The following is a 12,596-nucleotide window of genomic DNA, read 5'->3' on the forward strand; positions in this document are numbered from 1 at the left end:
TGCTCAGGCGGCCCACGACGGCGCGAGTCTTACGAGCGAGGAGTTCGCGGCCCGTCTCGCGTCCGAGTCGTCGAAGCGCATGCGACGAAGTCGCGAGTCTCGACGGCTCGGACGCGAGACACCAGGGGGCCGCGAACACGCAGCGCCGGAGGCGCTGCCGAAGACAGAGCCGCGAACACGCCGTGCCGCAGGCGCGGCAAATCAAACACAGGTACTGTTGGCCGCGTAATTGCGCTGGCAGCTTCCGATGCGGTGGCAAGCAATGTAAGCCAGCCGTACCCGGGACAGGAGGCCGCGTGATTCTGCTGGCAGCGACAGAATCGGTGACGAGCAACGTCGCATTGACCCAGTTGCTGGACCCGATGCACCTGCTTACGGAGACGTGGCTCAAGAACGCGGTACTCCCGGCGATCCTGGTGATCGTCTTCATCGAGACCGGTCTGCTCTTCCCGATCCTCCCGGGCGATTCGCTGCTGTTCACCGGCGGCCTGCTGTCCGCTACGGACAATCCGCCGGTATCGATCTGGCTGCTGTTGCCCGCCGTCATGGTGACCGCCTTCGCCGGTGATCAATGCGCCTATTGGATCGGCCGGGCCATCGGGCCCGCACTGTTCCACAAGGAAGACACCCGGTTGTTCAAGAAGCATTACGTCACCCAGACGCATGCCTTCTTCGAAAAGCACGGGCCGAAGACGATCATCCTGGCCCGATTCGTGCCGATCGTGCGCACGTTCATGCCGGTGCTGGCCGGTGTGTCCAAGATGGACTACCGCAAGTTCGTCACCTTCGACATCTTCGGCGCCATCCTGTGGGGCGGCGGTGTCACGGTGCTCGGCTACTTCCTCGGCAATATCGAATTCATTCGCAAGAACATCGAGCCGATCTTCCTGCTCATCGTCCTTATCTCGATCCTGCCCGGCATCATCGCGGTGGCCAAGAAGGTGCTCAACCGCGGTGCGGACGAGGCCGCTCAGCACGACGCCGCGCTGACCGCCTCGACGAACGAGCCGACCCACTGAGCCGGTGTCCACGGCGCAGTTGCCCCTAGCAGTGGGCAGTTTCGATCCGCTGACCTCGGCGGGGCCCGCGCTCGTCTGGACGGTGGTGCTGACCTTCGTCTTCCTCGAGTGCGCGTTGATCATCGGGTTGTTCCTGCCAGGGGACTCGATGCTCATCACCGCGGGCATCGTGATGGCTTCCAACGCCGCGGGCGAAGCCCATGTCTGGGCGTTGTCCATCGGCGCGATGATCGCGGCCATCGCGGGCAACCAGGTCGGCTACGTCATCGGGCATCGCACCGGCCATCATCTGGTGGCCAGGAAGAACGGCCGCTACATCAACACCCGCAACCTGCAGCGGGTCACCGAACTGCTGCAGCGGCACGGTTTCCTCGCGGTACTCATTTCGCGCTGGATCCCGTGGGTGCGCACGCTGTGCCCGATGGTCGCGGGCGCGGCGCGGATGGACCACCGCAAATACACCGTCGCCAGTACGGTCGGCGCCATTATCTGGGCGCCGGTGCTGCTGCTCATCGGCTACTACGCGGGCAGTTTCCTGGACCGGGTGCCGTGGCTGATGCCAGGTGTCATCGGCACCCTGGTAATCGGGCTGATCATCGGAACCGCCGTCGGCATCCGCCACTACCGCCAGGAAATCGCCAAACCCGCCGAGGATTTCGATTTCGAAACCGCCGGCGACGACACGAAAACAGCCTCGCTATGACCCGCTGACCGGCGCAACTGTCCACGTACCAGTGCTGGATGAGCCGGATCAGCCCTTCAGGCGCAGGACTGCGAGGACTCGGCGGTGGTGGGTGTCGGAGGGTGGCAGATCCAATTTGGTGAAGATGTTGCCGATGTGCTTTTCGACCGCGCGCTCGGTCACTGTGAGTGCGGTTGCGATCGCATTGTTCGACAGTCCCTGTGCCATCAGTTCGAGGACCTCACGCTCACGGGGTGTGAGCCGGGCGAGTGAATCCTGTTGGCGTGCGGCACCCATCAACTGACTCACCACCTCCGGGTCGAGTGCGGTGCCGCCGGTGGCGACGCGGTCCAGGGCGTCGACGAAGTCGCGGACGTCGGCCACCCGATCCTTGAGCAGATAGCCGACGCCGTTCGCGCCGCCGGCGAGAAGTTCGGTCGCATAGCGGGTTTCGATCCACTGCGAGAACACCAGCACGCCGGTGAGCGGATATTTGCGGCGTAACTCGATTGCCGCGAGCAGCCCCTCGTCGGTGAATGTCGGCGGCATCCGCACATCCACCACGGCCACGTCGGGGTTGTAGGTGCCGACCACATCGCTCAAGGTGGTGGCATCGCCGACGATGGCGACCACCTCGTGGCCACGCTCGGTCAGCAGCCCGGCCAGCCCGTCGCGCAGGATCGCATTGTCCTCGGCGATGACCACCCGCAACGGCGTGCTCATCGTGGCCCGGCCGTCGGCAGCAGGATGGTCACCACGGTCGGCCCGCCGGCCGGACTCTGCACCGTCAGCGTGCCGTCCACCGCACGCGCCCGCGCTGCCAGTCCGGAAAGTCCGCTGCCCGCCACGTGTTCTCCGTCCATCGGCTGCAGTACACCACCGATTCCGTTGTCGCGCACGGAGACCGCGATGGTGTGCGCATCGGTTGGCACAACCGACACCCACGCACTCGATGCGCCGGCATGTTTGACCACATTGGTGAGCAGTTCGGCGACCGAGAAGTACGCGATCGCCTCGATCGCGGGATTCGGCCGCTGCGGCAGATGGACTCGCAGCTCCACCGGAACGGCACACCGCGAAGCCAGTGTTTCCAGTGCCGGCTCGAGCCCCAACTCGAGTGCGGGCGGGTGGATTCCGCGTACCAGTTCGCGCAGTTCGGTCAGCGCCTCCTTGGCATTGGCGTGTGCGTCGGCGATCAGGTCGCGAGCGTCACCGCCGAGGGATATCCGCTCCTCGGCCCGGCCCAAGGCCATCGCGATGGTGACCAAGCGCGCTTGCGTGCCATCGTGCAGATCGCGCTCCACCCGACGCAGCGTCGCCGCCGAATCCTCGACCGCCGCACGCCGACTGGCACGCAACTCGACCAATTGCCGGTCCCGTGCGGTCGCCGACAGCAAGGCGATGGTGAGCAGTCCGTGCACCCAGCACACCGCGCGCAGCAGCCACGGCAGTGCGAAGCAGCAGATGATGCCGACCGCTGACATCAGCAAGACCCTTGGCCAAGTGTCGATATAGAAGGATCCGAACTGGGCCAGCGAATGGTGCTCGACGCCGTTGTCGTCGATATTCATCGGGTTGAACAGCACCCACGGGATGGGCGAGAGCGCGGTGAATACCGTTACGGCCACCACGATCAGCACGAGATAACCGCCGACCACACCGAGTACGGCCTGCGCGAACAGGAACAGAATGGCCCGCCAACTCGCGCGATCGGTGAACGCGCTCTTCAGAAATCCGAAAAAGCCCGGCTGCGAAACATGTGGCGGCGGCGCGTCCACCGGCGTATCCAGCAGATCCCTGGCCAGCGCGCGATACACCTTCGCCCAGAGCCGCGCGCCCAGAATCACCAGCGCCAGGATCGGGATACCGATGAGGAAGATCGAGGCGTACAAACCGCCGCCGAAACCGAAGAACAGATAGCAGACAGCAAGCAAGCCGATCGCGAAAACCGTGAATACGTAGACGAGTTGCTTCCAGGTCCGGGCCTGGATCGGCGCGCGCAGCACCGCGCGCAGCACCTCTCGCGCGTCCGGACCGGTCTTGCCGGTGGGCGCGTCGAGCACGAGGGTTTGTGTCTCGGTCATGGGCTCCATGGTTGTCGCGGGCACGGCGGCATTCGATCGAGCTGACCGCCGAATCCGAGGTGTGGCCAGCCACACCACCAACTACCATCCTGCGCATGAACTATCCGCCGCCACCGCAGTACGGTTCGCCGTATGGCTACCCGGCCTATGGCCCGCCGCAGGATCATCCACAGGCAATCACGATCATGATCCTCGGCATTCTCGGCCTGCTGCTGTGCCAGTTCCTCGGCCCGGTCGCGTGGGTGATGGGGAAGAAGGCGCTCAACGAGATCGACGCGTCCGGTGGCGCCATCGGTGGTCGCGGCAGCGTCCAGGCCGGATATATCTGCGGCATGATCGCCTCGATACTGCTGATCCTGACCATTCTGTTCATCATCCTCATGGTGGTTCTCGCCGCTGTCGGCGTCCTTGGCTCCTCGTCCTCGACGTACTGAATCCGGCCACCCATAGGTGGCGGGGCGGCCGGAATTAGCATCGTCGGGGTGAACCACCCCACGCCGGATACGGCCGAGCAGCCAGGCCCCACCGAATGGGGCGAGCACCCGCACGGCGTCGGGCCATGGGCGCAGGAGCACGGGGAAGCCCCGCCGGAGGATCCCCACTACGATCCGGAACTGCTTGCCGGCGGTGACCGCCGCAATGTCGTCGATGCCTACCGCTACTGGAAGCGCGAGGCGATCATCGCCGATATCGACCGCCGCAGGCATCCGTTCCACGTCGCCATCGAGAACTTCGGCCACGATGCGAATATCGGCACCGTGGTGCGCACCGCCAACGCCTTCGCCGCGGCCGCCGTGCACATCGTCGGCAGGCGACGCTGGAATCGCCGCGGCGCCATGGTCACCGACCGCTACCAGCACATCGAACATCACACCGATATCGGCGAGCTACTCGCCTTCGCCGAGCGGGAAAACCTGACCGTGGTCGCCGTGGACAATGTGCCCGGCTCGGTTCCGCTGGAAACCGTCGAGTTGCCGCGCCGCTGCCTGCTGCTGTTCGGGCAGGAAGGGCCAGGTGTCACCGAACATGCCAAGGGTGCGGCCGCACTGACGGTTTCGATCGCGCAGTTCGGTTCGACCCGCAGTATCAATGCCGGAGTCGCGGCCGGCATCGCAATGCACGCATGGATCCGGCAACATGCCGATTTGACGTCAGCTTGGTAACGAAAAGATCGGTATTAATCGGCTCGAAGCTGGCACCATTGACCCATGACCTCGCGGAGCCCGGAAACCGGGCGCGATGCTGCCCCCACGCCCGCGCTGTGGTCCGAGCGCGCAGATATGGCCGAATCCGCGATCGTCTCTCGGCACCTACGCGCGCTATGGGCCGTGCCGGGAACCGAATTGGGTGTCGTCGGTTGGCCGGCGACCCGTCGTGAGCGGGCCTTCGCATCCTGGCACTACTGGTGGCAGGCGCATCTGATCGACTGCGCGGTCGATGCCGCCAACCGGGTGCCGACGCCGACGCGACGCAAGCGCATCGCCGCGATCGCGCGAGCACATCGGCTGCGCAATATCACCGGCTGGACCAATAACTACTACGACGATATGGCCTGGCTGGCAATCGCTTTGGAGCGTGCCGAGCGAACCCAGGGCATCACCGAGGCGCGCGGCGGTCTGATCGCACTCGAGAAGGAGCTGTACGGCGCCTGGGATCCGGCGCGCGGCGGCGGTGTGCCGTGGCGGGTCGGCGCGGACTATTTCAATGCCCCTGCCAACGGACCGGCCGCGATCGCGCTGCTGCGCCTCGGCCGCCACGTCCGCGCGCAGGAAATGGCCGACTGGATCGATGCGACGTTGTGCGACAAGGAATCCGGCCTGATCCTGGACGGCATCCACCTGCCCTCCGGCGAGATCGAGAGCCCGACCTTCACCTACTGCCAGGGCGTGGTGCTCGGCCTGGAAGCCGAACTCGCGGTGCACACCGGCGAGCCGCGCCACAGCGAACGGGTGCACCGGCTGCTCACCGCGGTCGAAGAGCAGATGACCACCAATGGGGTGATCAATGGCGGCGGTGGCGGCGACGGCGGCCTGTTCAACGGAATCCTGGCCCGCTATCTCGCGGTGGTCGCGCTGATGCTGCCCGGCGACGAGCGCGAACACGTGGCCGATCGCCGGACCGCGGCTGCCATTGTGTGTGCCAGTGCCGCGGCCGCCTGGGCGAACCGGCTCGATGTCGAGGGCGAGCCGCTGTTCGGGCACGACTGGAGCAAACCCGCCCAGTTACCCGGCGGCCGGTCCGGTGCCGGATACTTCACCGCGGGCGGTTCGGTGACCTCGTCGCGCGTACCTGAACGCGATATGTCGGTGCAACTGTCGGGCTGGCTGCTGATGGAAGCGGCCTACCAGGTCAGCGCCGCCGGGCTGTAGGCGTCAGCGTGGCCCTGCCGTATTGATCAGATGATCAAAAGCATTGCCAGACAATTGATCAGCGGCAGTACCGGGTGTTCGGCACAACCGTATGGTTCGACAGCACCGCCGCGCACAAGACTGCGAGTGGAGACCGAACCAACCGAGAAGCATTCCGGGCTCGCGGAACCATTCGGTTGCCCATCGTGCGGGATGGGCTGTTCTGACGCGGTGCGGACGGGCAGGTCACGGTTGTGGTCAAGGCGGGTTCACAGTGCGGTGGGCGGTCCTATTCTGGAGGTGCAGGGCAGTCGGGTGGAGGCTGGCATGGATCACGCACGCGTTCTCCGCACAGTGCTCGGGGTGACCACCGGGTATTTGATCGTGCTCGGATTCTGGCTGGGCTGGCTACTACCACATACGCCGCCGGGGACCGAGCCATTTCAGATCGTCGCGCTGGTCGGGCTGTTCGGATCATGCGTGGGTGTCGGAATGCTATTGGCGGCTCGGCCATCGCGCGCGGATCGGCAGCTGTGGCGGCACGGGCTGGAGGGGTGGGCGACCATCGAGGGCGCGCATACGCTACAGCGCACCGATCATCACACCGAACTGACCGAATTCGATCTGGAGCTCGTGGTGCCGGGATCCGAAAGCTACCGTGGCACCATCGTTTTCGATGTCACCCCGGCGGATAAGCCGCGGCTCGCGGTCGGCGAGACCATCTCCATCCGGGTCGATCCGCAAAACCGCGATCGGATCATTCTCGTTCTGGGGCAATAGCTTTCGATCACCGGCCGACACGGGCTGATCCCGCATTTCGCCGAATCGACGGGCGCGAGGTCAGTCCCGTGCGTGCGCTCGGGGGTCCGCGAGCAGATATTGCGCGGCCGCGTAGGTAGCCAGGACGACACCCTCGGTGACCCGCCGGGAGCGCTCACTGCGCGCGAACAGCCGCCGCAGCACGATCAACCCATCGGAAACAGTGAACAGCAATGCACCCAGGCCGAGCCGAGTGCGCGGATCGATGCTCGGAATATTCAGTCCGGCAATATTTTTCGCGCCGGGAGCCAATCCGGGATCGGAGGCGAGCACCGCGGCACTGCCCAGCGTCGCACCGTAGGCCGTCAGCGCAGCCGCGACGGTCGGCGCCTTGACCCGCATCAGCAGCGCGGCACCGAGCCAGGCCAGCACCCGCGGCACGGCGATCTCCGGACGCGGTCGCCCACCGCGCCGCCACCACAGCACCGAATATCCGGTCTGCATCACCGCGAACGAGGACGCTCCCGCGATCAGCCGCCGATCATTGTCCGGCTCGATCAGCAGCACATCACCGATGGTCGCGGCACCGAGGGAACCCAGCAGAACCGTCCGATCAACCGGCTCCAACACCGCCTGATCGGTCGCCACATCCGCCGCCAACAGCGGCATCAGCAGTGGCTTCGCCACCCACTGCACCTTCGCACGGCCGGTCACCGCGCCGTACACGGTCGCCGCCGCTGCCGCCAGAAATGCGGCTCGGAACGGACGCCGCGGCGTGAGCGACGGTCCCGGAGGCGTAGCCGTAGCGACTGCCTGCAGGTCGCTCGAAACGATCAGCTTGCGTAACCACACTGCGGCGCGAGCGACAGGCCCGGAGGCGGCAGCGGGGTGTAACCACGCAGGGCGCCCGGAGCGACGCAAATCGGACACCGTCAAAAGCTCGGCTCTTTCGGAGCAGGCGGCAGCGTGGCAACCTGGCCCGCATAACTCAGACCCGCACCGAAACCGAGCAGCAGCGCCACCTGGCCGCCCTTGGCCTTACCGGTAACCAACATTTCCTCCATCGCCAACGGGATGGAGGCGGCGGAGGTATTGCCGGTGTTCTCGATGTCATTGGCCACCGGGATGTCATCGGCCAGCCCGAGGTTCTTCTTCATCAACTCGTTGATGCGGGCATTGGCCTGATGCGGAATGAAGACCTCGATATCGTCCTTGGAGACACCGGAGACCTCGAGCGCCGAGGCCAGTGCGCGCGGCAAAGTGACCGCCGCCCAACGGAATACCCGCGGCCCCTCCATCCGCAGCGACATCCGGCCGATGGGCTCGACGGCCGGATCGGTGCCCTGCAGCCGCTGTGCCTTCTCCATGTATTCGAGGAAGTTGACGTCCTGCTCGATCGCCGAGGCATTCTCGCCGTCGCTGCCCCACACCGTCGGGGAGATGCCGTTCTCCTCGCTCGGGCCGACCACCACCGCGCCCGCACCGTCGCCGAAGATCATGGCGGTGCCGCGATCGGTCGGATCGAGTCCGACCGTCATCGTCTCGGCACCGATGAGCAGCACATATTCGGCCGATCCGGAACGAATCAGGTCGGCGGCGACGCCGAGGCCGTAGCCGAAACCGCCGCAGCCGGAGGTCAGATCGAAGGCCGCGATCCCGTTCATTCCCAGGTCATTGGCGACCTTGGGGGCGCCGTGCGGGGTCAGCGTCAACCAGCTCGAGGTGGCCAGGATCAGCGCGCCGATCTTGGACCGGTCGATGCCACTGTTGATGATCGCCCGCTCACCGGCGGCCGCCGAAATCGACTGCAGCGTTTCGTCACCGCTGATCCACCGACGGTTGCGCACACCGGTGCGCTCATAGATCCACTCCGGGGTCGAGTCGAGGACCTCGCACACCTCTTCATTGCTGACCAGGCGTTTCGGACGGTAAGCACCGATGCCGAGCATCGCGACGTTCGCACGGCTCTTATTGACTGCAATGCTCACCACAGGTAACTCCACGACCCTTCACTGTCTCGAACGCCGCGATGCGCTCGACGTATACGTCCTTGTATCGGGTCGCACCGCTGTCGGCGTTTCAGCGCAAGGCGAAGCGCCGACCACCAGCGATTGCGACCCAGGACCGCATTCGCAGCTTAACCGAGGGCCAGATCCTTCAATCCAAGGATAGACCGGTATTCCAGGCCCTCGGCGGCGATCACCTGATCGGCACCGGTCTCCCGGTCGACCACTGTCGCGACGCCGACGACGGTCGCACCGGCCTCGCGCAGTGCGCGCACGGCGGTCAGCGGCGAATTTCCGGTGGTCGTGGTGTCCTCGACGACGAGCACCCGCTTGCCGACGATGTCCGGGCCCTCGATCTGGCGCTGCATGCCGTGAGTCTTGGCGGCTTTACGCACCACGAAGGCGTCGATCGGACGGCCGGGTGCGTGCATGACGGCCAGCGCGACCGGATCCGCCCCCATGGTGAGCCCGCCGACGGCCTCGAAATCCCAGTCCGCCACGAGTTCGCGCAGCAGCTTGCCGATCAGCGGTCCGGCACCGTGGTGCAGGGTGGCGCGGCGCAGGTCGACGTAATAGTCGGCCTCCTTGCCCGAGGACAGCGTGACGCGGCCGTGCACGACGGCGAGATCGCGCACGAGTGCGGCCAATCTATCTCGGTCGTCGGTCGAAACGGTGGCCTTGTTCGCCTGGTCGATCATGTCTGTCAAGTCCTTCCGCGTGCGTTGAACATGCCGCGATTCAGTCGGGCCGCCAGGGCTCGCGGGATCATCCCGGCGGCGGTGGTGAGCACTTTGTACTGCACACCGGGCACGCTGAGCACCCGGTCCTTCTCCAGATCACGTAGCGAACCGGCGACCACCTGGTCGACGCTCAGCCACAGCATTTTCGGCAGCGAGGACATCTCGATACCGGCCCGCTCGTGGAATTCGGTGTGCACGAATCCGGGGCACAGGGCCTGGACCCGGACTCCCGTTCCAGCCAGTCCACCCGCCAGCCCTTCCGTGAAGGATACGACGTAGGCCTTGGAAGCCGAATAGGTCGAGCCGCGTCCTGGGATCAGACCCGCGACGCTGGCCACATTGACGATGGAACCCTTCGCGGCCGCGATCATCGACGGCAGCGCGGCCCTGGTGAGCTGCACCACCGCGGTGACATTGACATCGAGTTGGGCTTGGACATCGGCGGGCGACTGCGTCCAGAACTCCCCCGACTGACCGAATCCGGCATTGTTGACCAGGAATTCGATGCCGTCGGCGGCGCGGGCCAGCACCCGATCCCGATCGTCGGCCTGGGCCAGATCCGCGACGAGCACCTCCGAACGGGTCGCGAATTTCCGCTCGAATTCCGCGGCGAGTGCGTTCAGCCGGTCCGTGTCGCGGGCGACGAGCACCAGGTCATAGCCGAGTGTGGCCAAGCGCACGGCGAATCCGTGCCCGATACCGGACGTCGGTCCGGTGATCAGCGCGACGGGGCGGGTGGCACCGGGCAGGCGCACAGGACTGTCGGGCCCACCCGTCTCCCGGCCACCACCCCTCATGGAATCGCTCCGCGATCCTGCATCGTTTGCACAATCGGTGTCGGCAGGGCGTCATGCCCGCTCACTGCGGTACGGGTCCCTGATACGGGCGGAATCCCGGGTGGAACGGACCGCCGGGCTGTTCCGGTGCGCGCTCGGCCGACGGCCAATCGTCCGCATCCGGCTCGGACCGGACGGGCTCGGGCTTCGCGGGTTTGCGCTGGGCGGCACGGTCCTCCGGCGACCAGTCGTCCTCCGGTTCCGCCGCCCAGCGCTCGTCGCGGGCCCGCGAGCGGGAGTCCGGGACGACGGCGAGACTGGGTCGGCGCGGCGGCTCCGGGGTCACCGGTTCGGCGGCCGGTTGGTCGTCGTAATAGTCGTCGTCGGAGTACTCGCGGTACTTCGGCCGGTCGAAATCGTCTTCGTCATAAGACGATTCGTCGTAGCCGGAGGCCTCGTAGTCGTCGTCGAAATCCTCGCCCTTGCGCAAATCCGCCGACGCGACCCGCGCGGCCACCGGACTGTCCGCCTCTTCCCGCTCATCCGCACGCTTGCGCGGATGCGGCCGTCCCGGATCGTGACCACCGGAATCCACCCCGCGCACATCACTCACCGGCGGCAGCACATGCAGCAGACCGGACAGGCGAAGCACCGCATCGATGGCAGCCTCCCAATCCTTGGCCACCGTCCCGACATTCAGCATGCCGAGGGTCCAGTTGCCCTCACTCCACAGCATCTGCACGCTATCGGGCAGCGATTCGATGAAGGCGACCATGCGCTGATCGACGGCGTGCCTGGCGATCTCCGGATTGGTCGCGAAAACCACCCGATCGCCGATCGCACCGAGTAGTTCCAGATCGGCATCCTTCGGCGGGGACGCGGTCTTGAGCCGCATATCCACATCGATATCGGAGCCGATCTGCCTGCGCACCGCGACCAGCGTCGCCGCGTCTTCCAGATCGAAGAGGACGAATTTCTCGCCCTTGCGGATGCCCGACACCACATCCACCGCGGACAGGTAGCCGAGCTTGGCCAACGCACCGCGGCGCCAGGTGGACGCAAGCGCCGGTTCCACCGACACATACGTATAACCCTGGGCCTTCGCCCATACCTGGCGCGCATGACCGGTCCGCTGTCGCTGGACCCGATCGAAATACAGCAGCACGATCGCACCAACGAGCGCGATCGCCGCCAACCCGAACCACATTGCCGTCATCGTCGCCTACCCTATAGAGCCGACAGGGCTATTGCGCATCACTGCCCGCTGATATTTCACCGCGTGCCTCCGGGCAATGCGGTACTGATGATGATCTTCGCGTCGATCGAACCGTCCGCGGCCTTATCGCCCTGCACCACAACCATGTCGCCGACCGGAAGATCGGATGCTTTGGACCCGGTCAAGGAGATCACCTGGGTCTTATCGGTAGTGCGCACCGTCACGGCGGATCCGCCGAGGGTGTCGAGGGTCAATTGGCCACCGGCATTCGCGGAGATGGTGCCCATGGTCGCGCCGACGTTATCGATGCCGCCGAGTCCCGGAATGCTCGGCAGGACCTGGGTGGACGACGGACCACCCGAGGGCGCGGTGCCGGTGGATCGGCCCGCGGTCGGGAAGGCCGAGGTACTCGCGGCGGAACTCGACGAGCTGTCCTCGCCGCCCATCAGCACACCCCCGAGCACGCCGACCGCGCCGATCAGCAGGATCAACCCGAGTCCGAGGGCGATCCACAGGCCGGTATTCCGCTTACGCGGCGGTTGCTGATCCGGGGGTAAGTATCCACCCGGCGGCCCGGGTGGATACTGCGCGCCCGGCTGGCCGTATGCACCGACCTGGGTCGGCTCCTGCCACGCGCCGCTTTCCTGCCCGCCCCATTGGACCTGGCTGTCGTACGGCGGGAACTCCTTGGTGGCATTGACCGGCGGCGGCCCCCACGGCTCGTATTGTTCGGTCGACGGATAGACCGAGGTCGCATCGCCGTGGCCGTACGCCCCGGTGTATTCCGTCGTATGCGACGAAGGCTGAAATCCCGACTCACCCGACGGACCGATATGTTCCGTCGGCGCATCCTCCGGTCGCTGTGCCCAGGGATCGTTGGGACTACTCATGGCCTCCAGGGTAGGCTCTGTTGGTTTTGCCGCGCCTTCGGCGCGGCGTGTTCGCGGCCCCCTGTGTCTCGCGTCC

At 66.0% G+C, this 12,596-nt stretch carries 14 protein-coding genes; 6 read left to right on the forward strand and 8 right to left on the reverse strand.

The annotated features are described in order from the left end of the window. Positions 1-362: 362 nt before the first annotated feature. Positions 363-1,019, forward strand: a complete 657-nt coding sequence (locus tag ACIBW7_RS00005; protein ID WP_397044074.1) for a DedA family protein — start codon at positions 363-365, stop codon at positions 1,017-1,019. A gap of 19 nt (positions 1,020-1,038) precedes the next feature. Beyond that, entirely contained in the window at positions 1,039-1,722 is a 684-nt protein-coding gene (locus ACIBW7_RS00010; protein ID WP_397044076.1) for a DedA family protein, read from the forward strand. 48 nt (positions 1,723-1,770) lie between these two features. Here ACIBW7_RS00010 and ACIBW7_RS00015 read toward each other — a convergent pair whose 3' ends face one another. Both ACIBW7_RS00015 and ACIBW7_RS00020 read right to left on the reverse strand, forming a co-directional pair. Next, positions 1,771-2,424, reverse strand: coding sequence for a LuxR C-terminal-related transcriptional regulator (locus ACIBW7_RS00015; protein WP_397042558.1), 654 nt, complete (start codon positions 2,422-2,424; stop codon positions 1,771-1,773). Then, complete coding sequence (locus ACIBW7_RS00020; RefSeq protein WP_397042560.1) at positions 2,421-3,785, reverse strand: sensor histidine kinase; 1,365 nt, start codon at positions 3,783-3,785, stop codon at positions 2,421-2,423. Before ACIBW7_RS00020 ends, ACIBW7_RS00015 begins: the two co-directional genes overlap by 4 nt. A gap of 95 nt (positions 3,786-3,880) precedes the next feature. On the opposite strand from ACIBW7_RS00020, the gene ACIBW7_RS00025 reads away from it, so the two are divergent. The 4 genes from ACIBW7_RS00025 to ACIBW7_RS00040 all read left to right on the forward strand — a co-directional run bounded on the left by ACIBW7_RS00025 (position 3,881) and on the right by ACIBW7_RS00040 (position 6,913). Then, positions 3,881-4,219 carry a hypothetical protein gene (locus tag ACIBW7_RS00025; protein WP_040696923.1) on the forward strand — a complete coding sequence of 113 codons (339 nt, stop codon included), beginning with the start codon at positions 3,881-3,883 and terminating at the stop codon, positions 4,217-4,219. Positions 4,220-4,267: 48 nt separating this feature from the next. Next, on the forward strand, positions 4,268-4,948 hold the full coding sequence (locus ACIBW7_RS00030; RefSeq protein WP_397042563.1) for a TrmH family RNA methyltransferase: 681 nt from the start codon (positions 4,268-4,270) through the stop codon (positions 4,946-4,948). A 117-nt stretch (positions 4,949-5,065) separates the two neighbouring features. Beyond that, positions 5,066-6,154: a glycoside hydrolase family 76 protein gene (locus ACIBW7_RS00035; RefSeq protein WP_397044078.1), complete on the forward strand. Its 1,089-nt coding sequence runs from the start codon at positions 5,066-5,068 to the stop codon at positions 6,152-6,154. 306 nt (positions 6,155-6,460) lie between these two features. Continuing rightward, positions 6,461-6,913 carry a DUF3592 domain-containing protein gene (locus ACIBW7_RS00040; RefSeq protein WP_040696927.1) on the forward strand — a complete coding sequence of 151 codons (453 nt, stop codon included), beginning with the start codon at positions 6,461-6,463 and terminating at the stop codon, positions 6,911-6,913. Between the two features lie 60 nt (positions 6,914-6,973). Here ACIBW7_RS00040 and ACIBW7_RS00045 read toward each other — a convergent pair whose 3' ends face one another. From ACIBW7_RS00045 to ACIBW7_RS00070, 6 genes are all read right to left on the reverse strand, one after another. Beyond that, on the reverse strand, positions 6,974-7,639 hold the full coding sequence (locus ACIBW7_RS00045) for a lysoplasmalogenase (protein WP_397044080.1): 666 nt from the start codon (positions 7,637-7,639) through the stop codon (positions 6,974-6,976). 185 nt (positions 7,640-7,824) lie between these two features. Continuing rightward, the gene (locus ACIBW7_RS00050) at positions 7,825-8,883 is read right to left on the reverse strand and encodes a beta-ketoacyl-ACP synthase 3 (RefSeq protein WP_397042565.1); all 1,059 of its coding nucleotides are present in this window, start codon (positions 8,881-8,883) and stop codon (positions 7,825-7,827) included. Positions 8,884-9,029: 146 nt separating this feature from the next. Beyond that, positions 9,030-9,596 (reverse strand): orotate phosphoribosyltransferase, encoded by a 567-nt coding sequence (gene pyrE, locus ACIBW7_RS00055; protein ID WP_397042566.1) that lies wholly within the window; start codon positions 9,594-9,596, stop codon positions 9,030-9,032. 5 nt (positions 9,597-9,601) lie between these two features. Further along, complete coding sequence (locus tag ACIBW7_RS00060) at positions 9,602-10,435, reverse strand: SDR family NAD(P)-dependent oxidoreductase (protein ID WP_397042568.1); 834 nt, start codon at positions 10,433-10,435, stop codon at positions 9,602-9,604. A gap of 61 nt (positions 10,436-10,496) precedes the next feature. Continuing rightward, positions 10,497-11,630: a hypothetical protein gene (locus ACIBW7_RS00065; protein WP_397042570.1), complete on the reverse strand. Its 1,134-nt coding sequence runs from the start codon at positions 11,628-11,630 to the stop codon at positions 10,497-10,499. Between the two features lie 56 nt (positions 11,631-11,686). Next, the gene (locus ACIBW7_RS00070) at positions 11,687-12,520 is read right to left on the reverse strand and encodes a DUF5666 domain-containing protein (protein WP_397042572.1); all 834 of its coding nucleotides are present in this window, start codon (positions 12,518-12,520) and stop codon (positions 11,687-11,689) included. Positions 12,521-12,596: the final 76 nt, after the last annotated feature.

The organism is Nocardia sp. NPDC049526, assembly GCF_044465765.1.
Lineage (GTDB): Bacteria > Actinomycetota > Actinomycetes > Mycobacteriales > Mycobacteriaceae > Nocardia.